General features: G+C 66.8%; 19 protein-coding genes and 4 tRNA genes. 5 read left to right on the top strand and 18 right to left on the bottom strand.

Going from position 1 to position 19,080, the window contains the following annotated elements; translation table 11 throughout:
- Positions 1-60 precede the first annotated feature (60 nt).
- The 3 genes from GO591_RS06500 to GO591_RS06490 all read left to right on the top strand — a co-directional run bounded on the left by GO591_RS06500 (position 61) and on the right by GO591_RS06490 (position 2,810).
- Positions 61-852, top strand: a complete 792-nt coding sequence (locus GO591_RS06500) for a peptidylprolyl isomerase (protein WP_157156072.1) — start codon at positions 61-63, stop codon at positions 850-852.
- A 64-nt stretch (positions 853-916) separates the two neighbouring features.
- On the top strand, positions 917-2,146 hold the full coding sequence (locus tag GO591_RS06495; RefSeq protein ID WP_198295576.1) for a DUF349 domain-containing protein: 1,230 nt from the start codon (positions 917-919) through the stop codon (positions 2,144-2,146).
- A 103-nt stretch (positions 2,147-2,249) separates the two neighbouring features.
- Positions 2,250-2,810, top strand: coding sequence for a hypothetical protein (locus tag GO591_RS06490; protein ID WP_157156071.1), 561 nt, complete (start codon positions 2,250-2,252; stop codon positions 2,808-2,810).
- Here GO591_RS06490 and GO591_RS06485 read toward each other — a convergent pair.
- From GO591_RS06485 to GO591_RS06405, 17 genes are all read right to left on the bottom strand, one after another.
- Positions 2,789-5,032 (bottom strand): RelA/SpoT family protein, encoded by a 2,244-nt coding sequence (locus GO591_RS06485; protein ID WP_157156070.1) that lies wholly within the window; start codon positions 5,030-5,032, stop codon positions 2,789-2,791. The two genes, GO591_RS06490 and GO591_RS06485, sit on opposite strands and share 22 nt — an antisense overlap.
- Before the next feature lie 74 nt (positions 5,033-5,106).
- On the bottom strand, positions 5,107-6,123 hold the full coding sequence (secF, locus tag GO591_RS06480) for a protein translocase subunit SecF (protein ID WP_157156069.1): 1,017 nt from the start codon (positions 6,121-6,123) through the stop codon (positions 5,107-5,109).
- The gene (secD, locus tag GO591_RS06475; RefSeq protein WP_157156068.1) at positions 6,123-7,850 is read right to left on the bottom strand and encodes a protein translocase subunit SecD; all 1,728 of its coding nucleotides are present in this window, start codon (positions 7,848-7,850) and stop codon (positions 6,123-6,125) included. The genes secF and secD overlap by 1 nt, the downstream gene beginning before the upstream one ends.
- Positions 7,851-7,938: 88 nt before the next feature.
- A complete protein-coding gene (gene yajC / locus GO591_RS06470) occupies positions 7,939-8,307 on the bottom strand; it encodes a preprotein translocase subunit YajC (protein ID WP_232466299.1) in 369 nt (122 codons plus the stop codon).
- A 97-nt stretch (positions 8,308-8,404) separates the two neighbouring features.
- Positions 8,405-9,436, bottom strand: coding sequence for a Holliday junction branch migration DNA helicase RuvB (gene ruvB / locus GO591_RS06465; RefSeq protein ID WP_157157804.1), 1,032 nt, complete (start codon positions 9,434-9,436; stop codon positions 8,405-8,407).
- Between the two features lie 20 nt (positions 9,437-9,456).
- The gene (gene ruvA, locus GO591_RS06460; protein ID WP_157156066.1) at positions 9,457-10,077 is read right to left on the bottom strand and encodes a Holliday junction branch migration protein RuvA; all 621 of its coding nucleotides are present in this window, start codon (positions 10,075-10,077) and stop codon (positions 9,457-9,459) included.
- Positions 10,078-10,080: 3 nt separating this feature from the next.
- The gene (gene ruvC / locus GO591_RS06455; protein WP_198295605.1) at positions 10,081-10,641 is read right to left on the bottom strand and encodes a crossover junction endodeoxyribonuclease RuvC; all 561 of its coding nucleotides are present in this window, start codon (positions 10,639-10,641) and stop codon (positions 10,081-10,083) included.
- A 9-nt stretch (positions 10,642-10,650) separates the two neighbouring features.
- The gene (locus GO591_RS06450; protein ID WP_157156064.1) at positions 10,651-11,412 is read right to left on the bottom strand and encodes a YebC/PmpR family DNA-binding transcriptional regulator; all 762 of its coding nucleotides are present in this window, start codon (positions 11,410-11,412) and stop codon (positions 10,651-10,653) included.
- Positions 11,413-11,448: 36 nt separating this feature from the next.
- Positions 11,449-12,042, bottom strand: coding sequence for a pyridoxal 5'-phosphate synthase glutaminase subunit PdxT (gene pdxT, locus GO591_RS06445; protein WP_232466298.1), 594 nt, complete (start codon positions 12,040-12,042; stop codon positions 11,449-11,451).
- A complete protein-coding gene (gene pdxS / locus GO591_RS06440) occupies positions 12,032-12,934 on the bottom strand; it encodes a pyridoxal 5'-phosphate synthase lyase subunit PdxS (protein ID WP_157156062.1) in 903 nt (300 codons plus the stop codon). The genes pdxT and pdxS overlap by 11 nt, the downstream gene beginning before the upstream one ends.
- Before the next feature lie 12 nt (positions 12,935-12,946).
- Positions 12,947-13,456 (bottom strand): HIT family protein, encoded by a 510-nt coding sequence (locus GO591_RS06435; protein ID WP_232466363.1) that lies wholly within the window; start codon positions 13,454-13,456, stop codon positions 12,947-12,949.
- Positions 13,457-13,534: 78 nt separating this feature from the next.
- Positions 13,535-15,493: a threonine--tRNA ligase gene (thrS, locus tag GO591_RS06430; RefSeq protein ID WP_157156060.1), complete on the bottom strand. Its 1,959-nt coding sequence runs from the start codon at positions 15,491-15,493 to the stop codon at positions 13,535-13,537.
- Positions 15,494-15,517: 24 nt separating this feature from the next.
- The gene (locus GO591_RS06425) at positions 15,518-16,501 is read right to left on the bottom strand and encodes an SDR family NAD(P)-dependent oxidoreductase (protein WP_157156059.1); all 984 of its coding nucleotides are present in this window, start codon (positions 16,499-16,501) and stop codon (positions 15,518-15,520) included.
- A gap of 2 nt (positions 16,502-16,503) precedes the next feature.
- Entirely contained in the window at positions 16,504-17,007 is a 504-nt protein-coding gene (locus GO591_RS06420; protein WP_157156058.1) for a DUF2231 domain-containing protein, read from the bottom strand.
- An 82-nt stretch (positions 17,008-17,089) separates the two neighbouring features.
- Positions 17,090-17,164, bottom strand: a tRNA-Val gene (locus tag GO591_RS06415).
- A 13-nt stretch (positions 17,165-17,177) separates the two neighbouring features.
- Positions 17,178-17,251, bottom strand: a tRNA-Cys gene (locus tag GO591_RS06410).
- Positions 17,252-17,308: 57 nt separating this feature from the next.
- Positions 17,309-17,380, bottom strand: a tRNA-Gly gene (locus tag GO591_RS06405).
- Positions 17,381-17,516: 136 nt separating this feature from the next.
- Here GO591_RS06405 and GO591_RS06400 point away from each other — a divergent pair.
- Together GO591_RS06400 and GO591_RS06395 are read left to right on the top strand one after the other, a co-directional pair.
- A tRNA-Val gene (locus tag GO591_RS06400) sits at positions 17,517-17,592 on the top strand.
- Positions 17,593-17,686: 94 nt separating this feature from the next.
- Positions 17,687-18,022, top strand: coding sequence for a hypothetical protein (locus GO591_RS06395; RefSeq protein ID WP_157156057.1), 336 nt, complete (start codon positions 17,687-17,689; stop codon positions 18,020-18,022).
- Here the strand turns inward: GO591_RS06395 and GO591_RS06390 are convergent.
- Positions 17,960-19,027 carry a hypothetical protein gene (locus GO591_RS06390; RefSeq protein ID WP_232466362.1) on the bottom strand — a complete coding sequence of 356 codons (1,068 nt, stop codon included), beginning with the start codon at positions 19,025-19,027 and terminating at the stop codon, positions 17,960-17,962. The two genes, GO591_RS06395 and GO591_RS06390, sit on opposite strands and share 63 nt — an antisense overlap.
- Positions 19,028-19,080 lie beyond the last annotated feature (53 nt).

Below are 19,080 nucleotides of genomic sequence, written 5' to 3'. Positions count from 1 at the left end.
CCGGGCTGTTGCCGCCTCACTAAAGTTCTTCTGGACTGTTCGAGCCCGACGGAGGAATACGTGGCCAAACCAACGAGCCAGGATCGCGAAGCTCGCGAGCGACTCCGTCGTTACCAGGCACGCCAGCAGGTTCACACCCGCAGCGTCGCCCGCCGGGTGCGCGACAACTGGATCGCCGCGATCGCCCTGGTCGTGATCGCCACCCTGGCCACGACCGCCCAGGTGCTGTATTTCAGCTCAGGGCCCGGTGCACCGGAGCCCGAGGCATCCGCATCGGCGACTCCCGAGCCGGAAGAGACCGCAACCGGCGAGAACACCGGTGAGGTTCCGGAGGCCTCGATCGCCGAGGATCGCGTCTGGACCGGTGAGCTGGCGCTGAACGGCATCCCGCTCGGCATCGAACTGGACGGTGCGCTCGCACCGCAGGGTGTCTCCTCGTTCATCAGCCTGGCGCAGAGCGGCTTCTACGATGGCACCACCTGCCACCGACTGACCACTGGCGAGGGCTTCTCGGTGCTGCAGTGCGGCGACCCGAGCGGTGATGGCACCGGCGGACCGGACTTCCGGTACGGCCCGATCGAGAACGCCCCGGCCGACGACGTCTACCCGGCAGGCACGATCGCCATGGCCCGCCAGAGCGGAAACGCCCACAGCATGGGCAGCCAGTTCTTCATCGTCTACGGCGACACGACGATCCCGGCCGATGCCGCGGGCGGCTACACCGTGCTCGGCAGGGTCACCAGCGGCCTGGACGCGCTGACCGCTGAGATCACGGATGCCGGCACTGCCGATGGGTCCTCCGATGGAGCTCCCGCGGTCCCGACAAGCATTACGGGTATCACCCTGCAATAGGTCGTGCAATAGGCTGGGTGCCTGCTGGTTAGAGGCAACCGGCGTGGATACATCGAGGTGGTGCGTGGTTACCAACGATAAGGCTCCCTGGGGCCGTGTGGACGAGACCGGAACCGTGTTCGTTCGTGAGGGCGAGACCGAGCGTGAAGTCGGTCAATACCCAGACGGATCGGCCGAAGAGGCGCTCGCGTATTTCGAGCGCAAGTATGCGGATTTGGCCGGGCAGGTGGGCCTGCTCGAGCAGCGTGCCCGCCGCGGTGCGCCCGCTGCTGACGTAGCGAAGGCCGTGCAGACTCTGACTGCCGCGGTCCAGGATGCGAACGCCGTCGGTGACCTTGCCGCGCTCCGGACTCGTCTGGAGGCGCTGAGCAGTTCGGTCGGCGAGCTCACCGAGAAGCAGTCCGCGGAGGCCAAGGCGGCCGTCGAGGAAGCGCTCCGCTACCGCGAGTCGCTCGTGGTCGAGGCCGAGACGCTTGCGGCCGCGGATCCCGCCAAGGCGCAGTGGAAGCAGGTCACCGCGCAGATCGACGACATCTTCGCGCGCTGGCAGAAGCACCAGCAGGAAGGCCCTCGGCTGCCCAAGGCAGAGAGCAACGAACTGTGGAAACGGTTCCGCGCCGCCCGGACCACCATCGAGGGGCACCGCAAGACGTTCTTCGCCGAGCTGGACTCCGCGCACCGTGAGGCGCGCGCCCGCAAACAGGCTCTGGTCGAGCAGGCTGAGGCGCTCACCCCGAAGGGAGTGGACGGCATCCCCGCCTACCGTGCGCTGCTGGATGACTGGAAGCGCGCCGGCCGGGCCGGCAAGAAGTTCGACGATTCCCTGTGGGCCCGGTTCAAGGCCGCGGGCGATGTGCTCTACTCCGCGAAGGGTGAGCTCGACGCGCGCGACAACGCCGAGTACCAGGAGAACCTCGAGTTGAAGCTTGCCCTTCTCGAGCAGGCTGAGCCGATCCTTGCTGAGACCGACCGGGTGAAGGCCCGCGAGGCGCTGACTGTCATCCAGCGCAAGTGGGATGAGATCGGCCGAGTGCCGCGCGAGCAGGTGAAGACGGTTGAGGAACGCCTGCGCAAGGTGGAGAACGCCGTGAAGAAGCTCGACGACGAGCACTGGGAGAAGAACAACCCCGAGCGCATTGCTCGCTCCGAGGGACTCGCCAGCCAGTTGCAGAGCGCGATCGCGAAGCTCGACGAGGAGCTGGAGGCGGCGAAGGCCTCCGGCGACACCAAGAAGATCGCTGAGGCGCAGGAAGCTCTCGAAGCCAGGAAGGTCTGGCTGGACGCCCTCGGGTAAGGATTCTCGGCGGCAACGCCACCGCTCTTCCACAGCGGCTGATTCTCCACCGCCGAGACCCCGTGATCGGTGCTACTCCGACGCCGGGGGAAGCATGGCTGGCATGGCGATTCGTCAGACCGTAATGCTCACCGTCACCGACGTTCCGCTTGCTGAGCTCTCCGCCATGCGATTGGACGGCGACCTGTTCGCCGTCGACGAAGCGTTCTCGCCCATCGACGAGTTCGATTCGCCCGCGCTGCGGGCTGCGGCGATCCGGCGTGGGCTGAACGAGCGGCTGATCGCCGAGCGGTGGAGCGCCGCCTGGGTGTTGGGGGCATGCGCGCCGCCGCCGCGGCACACCTTCTGCACCAGGATCGAAGCCCGCGTGGCGCATCCCACCGCGCTACAGGGCGCGGTGCGGGAGGTGGCGATCGAGGATGACGAGTGCCTGACGATCGGCGGCCTCGCCGTCACCACTCCCCTGCGCACCATCGGCGACCTGGTCAGGTTCGATCACGACAGCCGCGAAGCCGCTCGCGTCGCGGCAACGGTCACGGCCCTCCTCGAGATCGGCGAGCTGAGCGTGGCCGAGTGCATCGCGTCACTCGAGAGGCGTCCGCACCTGCCGTTCAAACGCCGAGCGGTCCAGCGCCTGCTGGCTCAGCCTGAGGAGACCCGGTAGACGTCGTAGACCGCTTCGATCCGGCGCACGGCGTTCAGGACCCGGTCGAGGTGGGTGGTGTCGCCCATCTCGAAGACGAATCGGCTGAGCGCGAGCCGGTCGTTCGAGGTCGACACCGACGCGGACAGGATGTTCACGTGATGCTCGCTGAGCACGCGCGTGACGTCCGAGAGCAGGCCGGCCCGGTCGAGCGCCTCGACCTGAATCTGTACCAGGAACACGCTCTTGGAGGTGGGTGCCCACTCCACGTCGATCATCCGGTCCGGTTCGTTCAGCAGGGACTGCACGTTGTTGCAGTCGCTGCGGTGTACCGAGACGCCCTGGCCGCGGGTGACGAAGCCGACGATCGCGTCGCCAGGCACCGGGGTGCAGCACTTGGCCAGTTTCACCAGGATGTCGGGAGCGCCGCGCACCAGCACGCCGGAATCGCTCGGGCGAAGCGGCCGGGCCCTGCCCTTGCTGGGGAACGCGATCTCCGCCTCGTCGAGGTCGGGTTCCGCCTGCAGCGAGGCGAGCACCTTCTCGATCACCGACTGCGTGGAGACGTGTCCCTCACCGACCGCGGCGTACAGCGCGCTGACGTCGTCGTAGCGCATCGCCGCGGCGACCTCGGAGAACGAGTCCTGGGTCATGAGCTTCTGCAGCGGAAGGTTCTGCTTGCGCATCGCCCGGGCGATGGCATCCTTACCGTGCTCGATGGCCTCGTCGCGTCGTTCCTTGGTGAACCACTGGCGGATCTTGTTGCGGGCGCGAGGGCTCTTCACGAAGCTCAGCCAGTCCTGGCTGGGCCCCGCGTCGGGGTTCTTCGAGGTGAACACCTCGACGACGTCGCCGCTGTTGAGTGTGGACTCGAGCGGCACCAGCCGGCCGTTGACCTTCGCGCCCATGGTGCGGTGCCCGACCTCGGTGTGAACCGCGTAGGCGAAGTCGACCGGGGTGGCGCCGGCAGGCAACCCGATGACCTTGCCCTGCGGGGTGAACACGTAGGTTTCCTTCGCGCCGATCTCGAAGCGCAGGGAATCGAGGAACTCGGTCGGGTCGGCAGTCTCCGCCTGCCAGTCGGTGATGTGCGCGAGCCACGCCATGTCGGTGTCGCTCTTCGACTGCTCGCTCTTGCCGCCGCCCACCCGCTCCTTGTACTTCCAGTGCGCGGCGACACCGAACTCGGCACGCTGGTGCATGTCGTGCGTGCGGATCTGGATCTCGACCGCGCGGCCCTTCGGGCCGATCACGGTGGTGTGCAGCGACTGGTACAGGTTGAACTTCGGTGTGGCGATGTAGTCCTTGAACCGGCCGGGGATCGGATTCCAGCGCGCGTGGATCGCACCCAGCACCGCGTAGCAGTCGCGCACGGTGTTCACGAGCACCCGGATGCCGACCAGGTCATAGATCTCGTCGAACTCGCGGCCGCGCACGATCATCTTCTGGTAGATCGAGTAGTACTGCTTGGGCCGGCCCATCACCTGGCCCTTGATGCGCGCCGCCTTGAGGTCGTCGCTGACCGCGTCGATGACCTGCTGGACGAACTCCTCCCGCTGCGGGGTTCGGTTCTTCACCAGGCTTTCGATCTCGACGTACAGCTTCGGATAGAGCACCGCGAAGGACAGGTCTTCCAGTTCCCACTTGATGGTCTGGATGCCGAGCCGGTGGGCGAGCGGCGCATAGATCTCGAGGGTCTCCTGCGCCTTCCGCTTCGCGGAGCCGCCTTCGACGAATCCCCAGGTCCGGGCGTTGTGCAGCCGGTCGGCGAGCTTGATGATGAGCACGCGGATGTCCTTCGACATCGCCACGACCATCTTGCGGACGGTTTCTGCCTGCGCGCTGTCGCCGTACTTGAGCTTGTCCAGCTTGGTGACGCCGTCGACGAGCATGGCGATCTCGTCGCCGAAGTCGGACCGCACCATGTCGAGGGTGTAGTCGGTGTCCTCGACCGTGTCGTGCAGCAGCGCGGCGGCGATCGTGATCGATCCGATGCCGAGATCGGCGAGGATCTGCGCGACCGCGATCGGGTGCGTGATGTACGGCTCGCCGCTCTTGCGCTTCTGTCCCTCGTGCGCCTGGGCGGCGGTCTGGTAGGCGCGTTCGATGAGGCCGAGATCGGTCTTCGGATGGTGCATCCGCACCGTCTTCAGCAGCGTGTCGACCGCCCCGGCGGGCTGGGCCCGCGAGAACAGGCGCGGAAGGCGCGTGCGCAGGGAAGCTGTCGTTGTCGCTTCGCTCATGCCGCCACCTCCGACGCTCAGTTTAGCCGCGCACGCTGGGCGTGCCGTACGGCATCGGCGGCGTCATCCGCGGCTCAGCGAACCGCGCCGGTCGTCGTGCCGCTGACCTCTTCACGCTTCTTCACACCGTGACCCTGCTTCTTCACTTCCGGCTCGTTCTCACGCAGCTGGGCGTAGACCGGCGCGGCGATGAAGATCGTCGAGTACGCACCGACCAGGATGCCGATGAACAGGGCCAGCGAGATGTCGCGAAGCGTTCCGGCGCCGAGCACGGCCGCGCCGATGAAGAGAATCGCGGCCACCGGCAGCGCGGCGACCACCGACGTGTTGATCGAGCGGACCAGGGTCTGGTTGACGGCCAGGTTCACCGACTGCGCGAAGGTGCGCCTGCTGGTTTCGCCGTCCTCTGCGGTGTTCTCGCGGATCTTGTCGAACACCACGACGGTGTCGTACAGCGAGTAGCCGAGGATCGTGAGGAAGCCGATCACGGCCGCCGGGGTGATCTCGAAGCCGAGCACCCCGTAGATGCCGACGGTGATGATCAGGTCGTGCGCGAGGGCGACCAGTGCGGCGAGCGACATCTTCCAGGTGCGGAAGTAGAGGGCCATCATCACAGCGGCGAACACGATGAAGATGGCAAGACCGCGCAGCGCCTGGCCGGTGACATCCGCACCCCAGCTGGGGCCGATGAACGAGGCGCTGACATCGTCCCTGCTGACCGAGAACTCGTCGGCGAGGGCATCGCGCACCGCGTTGCTGTCGGTGGGGGTGAGCTGGTCGGTCTGCACGCGGATGCCATCGGCACCGACGATGCTGACGCGCGGAGCCGCGTCCTCGACGGTGTCGGTGACGGTTTCGCTCGCGCGCGGCTGGTCGGTGGCCGGATCGAGGTTCTCGATCTGGGTGATCTGGAACTCAGAACCGCCGCGGAACTCGATGCCGAAGAGGAATCCGCCGCGCACGAATGGAACGACGACAGAGATCAGGATCACGATCCCGGCGATCGCGTACCAGAGCTTCCGGCGGCCGATGAAGTCGATCGACTTGGCGCCCGTGTACAGGTCGTTGCCGAAGGTGGTGAGGCGGGACATCAGGAGTCCTTTCCAGCGTCGCGACCGCTCGAGGTGAGCTCGGCTGCCTTGCGTTCGGCGATGGTCTGCCGTCTCTCCGCTTCCTTCGCGGCCCGCTGGTTGCGGCCGGCCGTGGCAACCGGAGCGCGGAACTGAGCGCGGCCCCGGTACACGGCGCCGAGGGCCTGGGGATCAAGCCCGCTCCACGGATGTCCTCCGCCGAAGAAGCGGGTGGTCGCGAGCAGCTGCATGAGCGGGTGCGTGAACATGATGACGACCAGCAGGTCGACCAGGGTCGTGAGCCCGAGGGTGAGCGCGAAGCCCTGCACACTGCCGACCGCGACGATGAAGAGCACGATCGCGGCGAGGAAGTTGATCGAGTCCGCGGCGAGGATCGTGCGCAGTGCGCGTTTCCATCCGGTCTCCACCGACGACACCAGGCTGCGGCCGTCGCGCAACTCGTCGCGAATACGTTCGAAGTAGACGATGAACGAGTCCGCGATGATACCGATCGCGACGATCAGACCGGCAACGCCGGCGAGCGACAGCCGGTAGCCTTCGCGCCAGGACAGCAGGTTGATGATCAGGTAGGTGATCACGGCAGCGACCAGCAGCGACGCCATCGTCACAAGGCCCAGGGTGCGGTACTGGATGAGCGAGTAAATCAGCACCAGAATCATGCCGATGATGCCGGCGATGAGTCCGCTCTGCAGCTGCGAGGTTCCGAGCGTTGCCGAGATCGTGTTGGTGCTCTCCAGCTCGAAGCCGATCGGCAAAGCGCCGAACTTCAACTGGTCGGCGAGGGTCTGGGCGGATTCCTGGGTGAAGTTTCCGCTGATCATCGGCTTGCCGTCGGTGATGGCGACGTTGGTGGTCGGCGCCGAGATGACCTTGCCATCCAGCACGATGCCGAACTGGTTCTGCGCACCCTGCAGCGTGATCAGACGCTCGGTGACATCGCGGAACTGCGCGGTTCCGGTCTCGTTGAACTCGATGAACACGCCCCACTCGTTGGTGGCGAATCCGCGAGAGTCGGGCACCAATCCGGCGGTGGCGTCGCTGATGGTCTCGCCGGACACCTCGACCGGGCCGAGGACGTACTTGACCGAGCCATCCTGCTCGCAGGTGACCAGTGGCTGATCGGCGGGAGCGATCGAGGACTGGGCCTCGTCGAGCGATGCGCAGTCGAAGTTCGCGAACTCGTCGGCGAGGGCCGGAGTGATCCAGTTCAGGTCGCTCGGGCTCGTCGGCTCGGCAGTCGGGGTGGATTCCAGCGAGGGAGTCGGCGTCGGTTCGGCGTCGGCCGGAGCATCCGGAGCCGGCGTCTCACCGTCGGTCATTGACTGATCGGTGGGCAGATCGGCGGTGAGCACCGGGCGGAACTCGAGCTTTGCCGAGGCCTGGATGCGCGCCATGGTTTCTTCGTCCGGGGTTCCCGGGAGCGAGACGACGACCTTGCTGCCGCCCTGGGTGGTGATCTCGGACTCGGAGACACCGCTCGCGTCGACACGCTGGCGGATGATCGACACCGCCTGGTTCAGCTGTTCCGCTGAGACGCTCTGGCCCTCCTCGAGCTGTGGCTCGAGGATGATCTGCGTTCCACCCTCGAGGTCGAGGGCAAGCTGAGGGGTCCAGCCGGCGTTGTTCCAGATGGCGCCAGCCGCGTTCAAGCCGATCAGGGCGGCGATGATGACCGCTAACCAGGTCAGCGACCGCCAGGCCTTGCGTACCGGTGTGCTTCGTGCCACCTAAGAACTCAGCTTTCTACGAGAGCACCCGCCACGGGCGCAGACCTGATTGCGGCCCGCCGTGGCGGGCCGCATCCAAGACTAATGGTTAGTCGTCAGTCTTCTTCACGTCTGATGCGGGGCGCGGGGCGTCGTCGACCACGGGCGCGTCGTTCAGGACCGGCGCGTCGGTGCCGACGGTGCTCTCGGTGTCCTCGACCTCGGCGTCGGTGACCTCGGTGTCCTCGACGACCTTGGAGAGCGTCTGACGGTGCACGCGGACGACGGTTCCCGGCGCGACCTCGATGTCGGCGGTGACCTTCTCGTCGTCGACCGAGACGAGCGTTCCGTACAGGCCGAAGCTGGTCATGACCTCGGCGCCAGGCACCATCTTGGTCTGCAGTTCCGCCTGGTCCTTCTGACGCTTACGCGAGTTGCGGAACATGAAGAACACGAGCACGGCCAGGATGGCCAGCATTACAAGAGTGAACGGATCCATTGTGTGTGGGGAAAGCCTTCCGGATTGGGGTTGAACCGAGTCAGTCTAGATGTGCTGACTGCGAAACCCTTGGAAATTATAAGTCATCCCCGAACAGGGCGGCGGTATCCTTGGCCACCCCGAAGTGGGTCCAGGCCTGGCGGGTGGCCACCCGGCCGCGAGGGGTTCGGGTGAGCAGGCCGATTCGCACGAGGAACGGTTCGACGACCGACTCGATGGTCTCGGACTCCTCGCCGACCGACACCGCGAGCGTGTTCAGCCCGACCGGTCCCCCGTCGAAGCGGGAGAGGATCGTCTGCATCACCGCGCGGTCAAGCCGGTCCAGCCCGAGCGGGTCCACGTCGTACAGCTCGAGTGCGGCCTGCACCGCCGGAAGCGCCGCTTCCGACCCGGTCACCAGGGCGTAGTCACGCACTCGGCGCAGCAACCGGTTGGCGATACGCGGGGTGCCGCGGCTGCGGCGGGCGATCTCCCCGAGCGCGGAGGTGTCGACGCGGAGGGCGAGCAGTTTCGCGGCTCGTTCGAGCACCTGCTCCAGCTCGGCATCCTCATAGAACTCGAGGTGTGCGGTGAAGCCGAACCGGTCGCGGAGCGGGTTCGGCAGCAGGCCCGAGCGGGTGGTCGCGCCAACCAGCGTGAACGGCGCCAGATCGAGCGGGATCGAGGTGGCACCGGCGCCCTTGCCGACCATGATGTCGATGCGGAAGTCCTCCATCGCGAGGTACAGCATCTCTTCGGCCGACCGCGCCATGCGGTGGATCTCGTCGATGAACAGCACCTCACCGGGCACCAGCGACGACAGCACCGCGGCGAGGTCGCCCGCGTGCTGGATGGCGGGACCGCTCGACATCCGCAACGGCCGCTTGCTCTCTTCGGCGACGATCATTGCCAGGGTGGTCTTGCCAAGTCCGGGCGGGCCGGCCAGCAGGATGTGGTCGGGGGTGCGGTTCTGCAGTGCCGCTGCCTGCAGCAGCAACTGCAGCTGGCCGCGCACCTTGGTTTGGCCGACGAACTCGCCGAGGGTCTTCGGGCGCAGCGCGCCCTCGAAGGCGAGCTCCGCCTCGGACTCCGGATCGGCGCGGACGATGTCGCCGACGTCGACACCCATGTCCACACCCGCGCCGTCGCTCACGAGCGACCACCGGCGTGCAGCACCGGCCCGAGCTGGGCCAGCGCGATCCGCAGCAGGGCAGGAACCGTGCTCTTCTCGACGTCAGACGCGGTATTCGCAGCATCCTCGACCGCCTGGGCGGCGACCTTCTCCGGCCAGCCGAGCCCGATCAGAGCGGTGAGCACGCTGTCGGCGACCGAGATGCCGACGCCGGATGCCGCGGCCTTCGCCTGCGGCGCCACGTGCAGTTTGCCCGCGAGGGAGACCACGATGAGTTTCGCGGTCTTCGGCCCGATCCCGGAGACCTTGCGGAACGCCGCGTCGTCTTCATGCGCGACCGCGGCGGCGACCTCGGCGGGCGTGAGCGCGGCAAGCACCCCCATCGCCGACTTCGGGCCGACCCCGGTCACGCCACGGAGTTTGTCGAACACGTCGAGTTCATCGGCGTCGGCGAAGCCGAACAGGCTGAGGTCGTCCTCGCGGACGATCAGCGTGGTGCGGAGCATCGCCTCGGAGCCGATGCGCAAGCCGAGCGCGTGCTGCGGGGTGACCTGCACCGACAGGCCGACTCCGCCAACCTCAATCACGACAGTGGTGCCGCTCGCAGCCAGGACAGTGCCACGTACGGAGGAGATCATGCCTTAGAGCCTACGTTTGGCCGCCGACTTTTCCGCCGCACGCCACGCCTCCTGGGCGCGAGTGAGCGTGCCGGCGGCGCTGACCGGTGCGGCACCGGACTTCCAGGCGTGGCAGATGGCCAGCGCGAGGGCGTCGGAGGCGTCGGCGGGCTTCGGTGGGCTGTCGAGCCCGAGCACGCGGGCCACCATCGTCGCCACCTGCTTCTTGTCCGCGGCACCGTACCCGGTGACCGCTGCCTTCACTTCGCTCGGAGTATGCAGGCCGACGGCCAGGCCTCGTTCGGCCGCCGCGTGCATGGCGACGCCGCTGGCTTGCGCGGTTCCCATCACGGTGCGCACGTTGTGCTGGGCGAACACCCGTTCCAGCGCGACCGCGGCAGGCAGGTACTCGTCGAGCAGCTCACGGATACCGGTGCCCACGGCGAGCAACCGCCGTTCGAGGTCGAGGTCGGGCGGTGTGCGGATCACGGTCACGTGCACCAGCCGTGCCCGCCGGTTGGGCTCGACGTCGACGATGCCGACACCGCACCGGGTCAGCCCCGGGTCGATGCCGAGCACCCGCAACGACACGGGTCAGTCTTCTTCGTCGAGCTCGGCCTGGACGTCGGCGGAAACCTCGTAGTTGGCGAACACGTTCTGCACGTCGTCGCTGTCCTCGAGCGCGTCGATCAGCTTGAACACCTCGCGCGCCGTGTCGGCGTCGAGGTCGACGCTGAGGTTCGGCACGAACTCGGCCTCGGCTGAGTCGTAGTCGATGCCGGCCTCCTGCAGTGCGGTGCGCGCGGCCACGAGGTTCGACGGGTCGGTGATCACTTCGAAGCCGGCTCCGCGGTCGATGACCTCTTCGGCTCCGGCATCCAGCACCGCCATCAGGATGTCGTCCTCGGTGACGCCGTCGGTCTTCTCGATCGAGATGACGCCCTTGCGGTTGAAGTTGTATGCCACGCTGCCCGGGTCGGCCATGTTGCCGCCGTTGCGGGTCATCGCCGTGCGTACCTCGGCTGCCGCGCGGTTCTTGTTGTCAGTGAGGCACTCGATGAGCAGCGCGACGCCGCCCTGGGCGTAGCCCTCGTACATGATCGTCGTGTACTCGATGCTCTCGCCGGTGAGCCCGGCGCCGCGCTTGATGGCCCGGTCGATGTTGTCGTTCGGGACAGAGGTCTTCTTGGCCTTCTGCACGGCGTCGACGAGCGTCGGGTTGCCGGTGAGGTCCGCGCCGCCGATCTTCGCGGCGACCTCGATGTTCTTGATGAGTTTGGCGAACGACTTGGCACGGCGCGCGTCGATGACGGCCTTCTTGTGCTTGGTCGTCGCCCACTTGGAGTGACCTGCCATGTCGGCAATTCTAACGGCGCATGCCTCTGAAGCCTTTCAGGCGCGCACCTTGTCGAGGAAGTAGGCGTGGAATCGCGTCTCCCCCGTCATCTCCGGGTGGAATGAGGTGCCCAGCAGGTTGCCCTGTTCGACGGCGACGACGCGACCGTCCTCCAGCGAGGCCAGAGCGGATGCCGCCGGCCCGACCGTCTCGACGATGGGCGCACGAATGAACACTGCGTGCACCGGCGTCTCGCCGAGCACGGGCACGTCGAGGTCGGTCTCGAACGAGTCCACCTGCGAGCCGAACGCGTTCCGGCGCACCTCGACATCCAGCCCGCCGATGGTCTGCTGGCCCTCGATCGAGTCCAGCACTCGATCGGCGAGCATGATCAGGCCCGCGCAGGTGCCATACACCGGCAGTCCGGCCGCGATCGCGTCGCGCAACGGCTGCTGCATCCCGAACGTGCGGGTGAGCTTGTCAATCACGCTGGACTCGCCGCCGGGGATGACGAGCCCGTCGACCGTGTCCAGTTCCGCCGGTCGGCGTACCGGGACGGCGTCCGCGCCGAGGCCCGTGAGCACCTGGATGTGCTCACGGAAGTCGCCCTGCAGGGCGAGGACGCCGATCCTGGGCGTCTTACCAGCCACGCTCGGCGAGGCGGTGCGGTGCGGCGAGGTCGGAGACGTTGATGCCCACCATGGCCTCACCGAGGCCGCGCGACACATCGGCGATGACCGACGGGTCGTCGTAGAACGTGGTGGCCTTGACGACCGCTGCGGCGCGCGCTGCCGGGTTGCCGGACTTGAAGATGCCCGAGCCCACGAAGACACCGTCGGCCCCGAGCTGCATCATCATGGCCGCGTCAGCCGGGGTTGCGACGCCACCGGCGGTGAACAGCACCACGGGCAGCTTGCCGGTCTCGGCGATCTCGGCGACCAGCTCGTATGGCGCCTGCAGTTCCTTGGCGGCGACGTACAGCTCGTCCTTCGACATGGCGCTGAGTGCGGCGATCTCGCCCTTGATCTTGCGGATGTGCTTGGTGGCCTCGGAAACATCCCCGGTGCCGGCCTCGCCCTTCGAGCGGATCATCGCGGCGCCCTCGTTGATGCGTCGAAGCGCCTCACCGAGATTGGTGGCACCGCAGACGAAGGGAACCGTGAACTGCCACTTGTCGATGTGGTTGACGTAGTCGGCGGGGCTCAGCACTTCGGACTCGTCGATGTAGTCGACGTGCAGCGCCTCGAGCACCTGCGCCTCGACGAAGTGGCCGATCCGGGCCTTGGCCATCACCGGGATCGACACCGACGCGATGATCTGGTCGATCAGGTCGGGGTCGCTCATCCGGGCGACCCCGCCCTGCGAGCGGATGTCGGCGGGCACGCGTTCGAGGGCCATCACGGCGACGGCGCCGGCGTCCTCGGCGATACGGGCCTGTTCAGCGGTGACGACGTCCATGATCACACCGCCCTTGAGCATTTCGGCCAGGCCGCGCTTCACGCGGCTGGTGCCCAGCAGTTCGGTGGGGGTGGTTTCACTCATGATGTGTCGATTCTACTCAGGGTTGCTCACGGGCCAGGCCGCCGCGATCTCGTCGCGCACCTCGCCCAGCAGGCGAGGGACAGCCTTGGTACCGGCGATGATCGGAAAGAAATTGGAGTCCTGCGCCCAGCGCGGGACGATGTGCTGGTGCAGGTGCTCGGCGATGCCTGCACCCGCGATCCTGCCCTGGTTCATTCCGATGTTGAAGCCGTGCGCACCCGATGTCTCGGTGAGCACGCGCATCGCCGTCTGGGTGAGCATACCGATCTCGGCGACCTCGTCCGGGGTTGCCTGGTCATAGGTTGCAATGTGACGGTACGGGCAGACCAGCAGATGCCCGCTGTTGTACGGGAACAGGTTGAGCAGCACGTAGGCGTGCGCACCGCGGGCGACGATCAGCGCCTGCTCGTCGTCGCGGGACGGGGCGAGGCAGAACGGGCACTCGTCCTTGCCCGGGGCCTGACCGTGCTGGATGTACGCGATCCGGTGCGGTGTCCACAGCCGCTGGAACGCGTCGGGCACGGCGGCGAAGTCACCGGATGCCTCGACACCCGCGTAGTGGGAGCCGTCGTAGTCTCTGTTCGGAGTGTCCGCCAACGGCTACACCTGTGCCCGGGTGCGGATGGCGTCGAGGATGCGCTCGACCGCCTCATCCACCGGGATGCCGTTGTCCTGGCGGCCGTCGCGGAAGCGGAAGCTCACCGAAGAGTTGGTGCGGTCCTCTTCGCCTGCGATCAGCTGGAACGGCACCTTCAGCTTGGTGTGGGTGCGGATCTTCTTCTGCATGCGGTCATCCGAGGCATCCAGTTCCGCCCTGACTCCCTCGGCACGGAGGCGATCGATGACACCCTGCAGGTAGTCGTTGTGCTGTTCGGACACCGGGATGCCGACGACCTGCACGGGTGACAGCCAGGCCGGGAACGCGCCGGCGTAGTGCTCGGTGAGCACGCCGAAGAACCGTTCGATCGAGCCGAACAGCGCGCGGTGGATCATCACCGGGCGCTGCCGGGTGCCGTCCGCGGCGGTGTACTCGAGGTCGAACCGTTCGGGCAGATTGAAGTCGAGCTGGATGGTCGACATCTGCCAGGTGCGGCCGATGGCGTCGCGCGCCTGTACCGAGATCTTGGGGCCGTAGAACGCTGCCCCGCCCGGGTCGGGCACGAGTTCGAGGCCGGAAGCCTCGGCCACCTCGGCGAGCGTGCGGGTGGCCTCATCCCAGGCGTCGTCGCTGCCGACGAACTTCTCCGGGTCCTTGGTGGACAGCTCCAGGTAGAAGTCGTCGAGTCCGTAGTCCTTGAGCAGGCCGAGCACGAAGTTCAGAGTCTTCGTCAGCTCATCCTTCATCTGGTCGCGGGTGCAGTAGATGTGCGCGTCATCCTGCGTCATCCCGCGCACCCGGGTGAGGCCGTGAACGACGCCGGACTTCTCGTAGCGGTACACACTGCCGAATTCGAACAGGCGCATCGGCAGTTCACGGTAGGAGTGCGCGCCGGCGCGGTAGATCAGGTTGTGCATCGGGCAGTTCATGGGCTTCAGGTAGTAGTCCTGGCCCTCGCGGCGCACCGAGCCGTCTTCGTTGTGCTCGGCGTCGATGTGCATCGGCGGGAACATGCCGTCGCGGTACCAGTCCAGGTGACCGGAGATCTCGTAGAGCCGCCCCTTGGTGATGTGCGGCGTGTTGACGAAGGAGTAGCCCTCCTCAATGTGCCGCTTGCGCGAGTAGTTCTCCAGCTCGGTGCGGATGATGCCGCCCTTGGGGTGGAACACCGGCAGGCCGGAGCCGAGCTCCTCGGGGAAGCTGAACAGGTCGAGTTCGGCGCCCAGTCGGCGGTGGTCGCGCTTCGCGGCCTCCTCGAGGCGGGCCTGGTAGGCGCGCAGCTCGTCCTTGGTCGGCCAGGCGGTGCCGTACAGCCGCTGCAGCTGCTTGTTCTTCTCCGAGCCGCGCCAGTAGGCGGCGGCGACGCGCATGAGCGAGTAGCCATTGCCGATCATGCGGGTGTTCGGCAGGTGCGGGCCGCGGCAGAGGTCCTTCCAGACCGTCTCCCCCGTCTTCGGGTCGACGTTGTCGTAGATGGTGAGCTCACCGGCGCCGACCTCGACCGACTCGTTGTCGCCCGATTCGGCAGCCGCACCCTTCAGCCCGATCAACTCAAGCTTGTACGGCTCGTTCGAGAGTTCGTCGCGGGCCGCGTCATCCGTCACCACCCGGCGCACGAAACGCTGGCCGGAGCGGATGATCCGGTCCATTTCCTTCTGGATGGCCTTCAGATCTTCCGGGGTGAAGGGTTCCTCGATATCGAAGTCGTAATAGAAACCGTCGGTCACCGGCGGGCCGATGCCGAGCTTGGCCTCGGGGTTGATGGTCTGCACTGCCTGGGCTGCGACGTGGGCAGCCGAGTGGCGCAGGATGTTCAACCCGTCGGGCGAGTCGATGGTGATCGGCTCAACGGTGTCGTCGGCCGTGACTGTTGCCGCCAGATCCTTCAGTTCGCCGTTGACGCGCATCGCCACGATTGAGCGATCGCTGAAGAGGTCGAATCCGGTCTGGGGAGCATTCATTCCCCCAACTTTAGTCGGCTTCGCCTAACCCTTGAGCCGTCGCCGATCGGCGCCCGGAGGCCGACGATTCAGCAACGCGAGGGCGAGCATGCCAGCAGTGACGAGAGCGCCACCGCGGATCGCCGGCGATCGCCATCCGCCCGTCACCGTAGGCGCTACTTCTCCCGCTTCGAACACCGATCCGGCCGTGGCCGGCGCGGAATGCCGGCGAAGCGCGAACGTGCGCATCGCCCATCCGGCCGCCGGGTCATAGAGACGCGCGCCGAGGGCAGCCCGGGCGAGAACCCCGGCACCTTGCACCCGCCCCACCGTGACCACTGCCCGAGGGCGGTCGGCGAGCTTGACGATGGCTCGGGCGACCCGATCGGGATGCACGACCGGCGGAAGCGGGTGGATTCGGCGGCCGGTGTAGTTCGCCGAGCGCTGGTACAGCGGGGTGTCGATGGTCGCCGGCAGCACGGTGCTGACCGAGATCCCGTCCCGGTAGTGCTCCTGTCGGAGGGCCTCGGCGAAGCCGAGCAGCCCGTGCTTGCTGGCGACGTAGGCGGAGACGTACGGGGTGGCGATTCTCGAGTAGACGGATGCCACCAGGATGATGGCGCCGCCGCCGCGCTCCCGGAAGTGGGGCATCACGGCACGGGCGCCATAGATCTGGCCGAGCAGGTTGGTGTCCACGATCTTGCGGAACACCGGACCGGGCATCTGCTCGGCAGTGCCGTAGCCGAACACGGCCGCGCAGCCCACCCAGACATCGATCCGGCCGAACGCCGCGATTGCTTGATCGACGAGGCCCTCCACCTGGTCTTCCTGACTGACATCCGTCGGGACGGTGATGACGGGGGCGCCACGGTCCCGGCACTCGTCGGCAACCTGGTCAAGCCCCGGTTGTCCGCGTGCGGCGAGAACCAGAGAGTCTCCCGCCTCGGCGAATCGGTGCGCCGCGGCGCGGCCGATCCCGCTGGAGGCTCCGGTGATGACGACGACCCTGGGGACGATAAGTGGAGCCACAATCAGTCGAAGCCTTCTCGCTGGGTGTTCTCGTCAGCCACCCGGATGCCGTACCGGTAGGCCAGCTCGCCGCCCAGGTACCCGGAGACGCCAAGCCAGGCCAGTCCGAGCAGCGAAATCACGAAGCCGAGCACGCTGACGTCGTCGAACCCGTCACCCCAGCGGACAAAGAAGCTGACGACGAACAGGGCGGTGACGGTGAGGTTGATGCCCATGTGGATCGTCGCCGTGCGCTTCGCCTTGGTGCCGGCCGCGATGCCGCTGTAGTCGATGAATCCGAAGATGGCGGCCAGTAGGGCGCCGATGATGCCGATGCCGACCAGCCACATCGCCCCGCGTGCGAAGACCTCGTCGTCCTCGCCGAAGATGGCGACCAGGTCGAAGATGATGGCGGCCACCCAGCCGCCGATCGGGATGGTCACGAGGATGGGGTGGAAGGGGTGCCCATAGGGACCCGCGAGCACAGTTCGCGGCTGTTTAGCCCGGTTCAGCGCTGAATCGTCCATCCGCCCATCGTTCCCCCGGGCGGTGAAAATGAGAACGGTTAAACAAAAGCACCCCGGGCCAGAGGGCTCCGGGGTGTTGTGTTGGTGGGCGATACTGGGATCGAACCAGTGACCTCTTCCGTGTCAGGGAAGCGCGCTACCGCTGCGCCAATCGCCCAAGGTTTTAATCTTGGAGGTGGATACGGGATTCGAACCCGTGTATACGGCTTTGCAGGCCGCTGCCTCGCCTCTCGGCCAATCCACCGTGTGTTGGGTTCACCACCAAATGAAATGAACCGGTCTTGCGACCGATTCACATTCGAGCGGATGACGAGATTCGAACTCGCGACCCTCACCTTGGCAAGGTGATGCGCTACCACTGCGCCACATCCGCATTTCGCTTTGCATTTCTGCGTGCTTGAAAACAATAGCGGATGTTTTCGCGAGCGCCAAAACGAGCCAGGACGTGTCGAATCGGCATCCCCGGGATGTGCGAAACGAGGGATTTTCTATGGCAAGATTGAGGCCGCGGGCGATTGGCGCAGTTGGTAGCGCGCTTCCTTCACACGGAAGAGGTCATCAGTTCGAGTCTGGTATCGCCCACCAAAACCCCTGATTCATCAGGGGTTTTTCTTTTTGGCTGAAGTGTCGTCCCGTTCGGGTGATTCATGATCTGGCCCGCCAGCCGGAGACTTCCGGTATGGCATCTCCAGCCGTCACTCGATCGTCGTCGCGCACAAGAATTCTCGGTTCGGTCATCGTTGTAGCCGGCATTCTGGCGCTCACCGCCTGCGCTCCGGGCGGAAATCCCGAGACGGGCACCGGCCCCGATCCCGCGGGCTTCTGGCTCGGTCTCTGGCACGGGTTGATCATCGTGATCACGTTCGTGATCTCGCTGTTCAATCCGGATGTCGGGATCTATGAAGTCCAGAACAATGGCGGCTGGTACAACCTGGGTTACGTGCTGGGTGTCTCAATCGCGTTCGGCGGCGTCGGTGGTGCCGGTGGCGCCGCCGCCCGCGGGTCCCGCAAGTAGCCCGGCGGCACTCTGCTGGTCGACACTGCGCTGATCATCACTGCGCTGATCGGCGCCGCCCTGAGTGCGCGGCCGCAACACGAGCATCAGCAGCAGCGACACGAGGATCGACCAGCAGACCGCGACTGCGGTGGCCTGCGTCTGGGCGACGAACTGGTCCACTCCCCCGGTGTGGACCAGCCCGGAGCCGTCGACAAAGAGTCCGAGCGCGAAGGTCCCGATGACCCCGCCGGCGAGCAGCATGGCTGCGCAGAACGCGACACCCGACCGGGTGCGCCGCGCGAATCGTCCTGCGAGCAGACCGCCGATGGCCCCCGCCACAAGGCCGATCAACAGCGACCATTGCGGGGTCACCGAGGCGCAGGAGGCCAGCGCAGCCACCAGTCCGGTGAGCGTGCCGAACACCGCGTCGGCCGCGCGCAGCCGATCGGCGGCGATCCGGCGGGCAACCAGCCAGCCGACGGCTCCCGCCACCGCGGACAGCAGGCAGGCGACCAGGATGCGCAGCACAACCGCGTCAACGACCGTCTGCGCGGCCACGCAGGTCGCCACTAGGCCGAGCGCGGTGACTGCACCGCCGCCGAGGACCCGGTGGCGGGCATGCTCTCTCGTGGTGCGACCCCAGAGCAGAACTGCGGCACCGAGCGCGACCGCGAGCGACAGTCCCCCGGCGAAATCACGAGCGCCGATGGTGGTCTCGAACCCGGCCGATCCGTCGAACACCGCGAACCCGAGCGGAAGCTGCACCAGCAGCACCCAGCCGGCAGCGAACAGGAGCGACCGCGCAGTCACCGGCACCGCGATGACGAGCACGGATGCCGCGACCGTCGCGGCCTGCAGCACCACGAGCGCGACCGGCCAACCCCGAATCAGGCCGATTCCGATCGCGACGAGCGCTGCGCTCCCGGCGAGCAACACGGCACCCCGTGGCATCCGCACGCGGCCGTCCCTGAGCAGCTGAAGTCCCGGAGCCAGAGCCAACACCAGCACCGCCACCACAACCATCACGAGAGTCACAGTAGACGACGACGGGGCGGTGCTCCGAAGAGCACCGCCCC

The organism is Diaminobutyricimonas sp. LJ205, from assembly GCF_009755725.1.
GTDB lineage: Bacteria > Actinomycetota > Actinomycetes > Actinomycetales > Microbacteriaceae > Ruicaihuangia.
Note: the sequence above shows the minus strand (reverse complement) of the source record. Positions and strands in the feature narration are given on the sequence as shown.

Bases quoted from the DNA above. Each gene is read 5' to 3' on its own strand.
- GO591_RS06490 (WP_157156071.1), top strand. From the start codon at position 2,250: ATGGCGATTCGTCAGACCGTAATGCTCACCGTCACCGACGTTCCGCTT.
- GO591_RS06485 (WP_157156070.1), bottom strand. From the start codon at position 5,032: ATGAGCGAAGCGACAACGACAGCTTCCCTGCGCACGCGCCTTCCGCGC.
- secF (WP_157156069.1), bottom strand. From the start codon at position 6,123: ATGTCCCGCCTCACCACCTTCGGCAACGACCTGTACACGGGCGCCAAG.
- yajC (WP_232466299.1), bottom strand. From the start codon at position 8,307: ATGCTGGCCATCCTGGCCGTGCTCGTGTTCTTCATGTTCCGCAACTCG.
- ruvB (WP_157157804.1), bottom strand. From the start codon at position 9,436: ATGGGTGTCGACGTCGGCGACATCGTCCGCGCCGATCCGGAGTCCGAG.
- ruvA (WP_157156066.1), bottom strand. From the start codon at position 10,077: ATGATCTCCTCCGTACGTGGCACTGTCCTGGCTGCGAGCGGCACCACT.
- GO591_RS06450 (WP_157156064.1), bottom strand. From the start codon at position 11,412: ATGGCAGGTCACTCCAAGTGGGCGACGACCAAGCACAAGAAGGCCGTC.
- pdxS (WP_157156062.1), bottom strand. From the start codon at position 12,934: ATGAGTGAAACCACCCCCACCGAACTGCTGGGCACCAGCCGCGTGAAG.
- thrS (WP_157156060.1), bottom strand. From the start codon at position 15,493: ATGAATGCTCCCCAGACCGGATTCGACCTCTTCAGCGATCGCTCAATC.
- GO591_RS06420 (WP_157156058.1), bottom strand. From the start codon at position 17,007: ATGGACGATTCAGCGCTGAACCGGGCTAAACAGCCGCGAACTGTGCTC.
- GO591_RS06395 (WP_157156057.1), top strand. From the start codon at position 17,687: ATGGCATCTCCAGCCGTCACTCGATCGTCGTCGCGCACAAGAATTCTC.
- GO591_RS06390 (WP_232466362.1), bottom strand. From the start codon at position 19,027: ATGGTTGTGGTGGCGGTGCTGGTGTTGGCTCTGGCTCCGGGACTTCAG.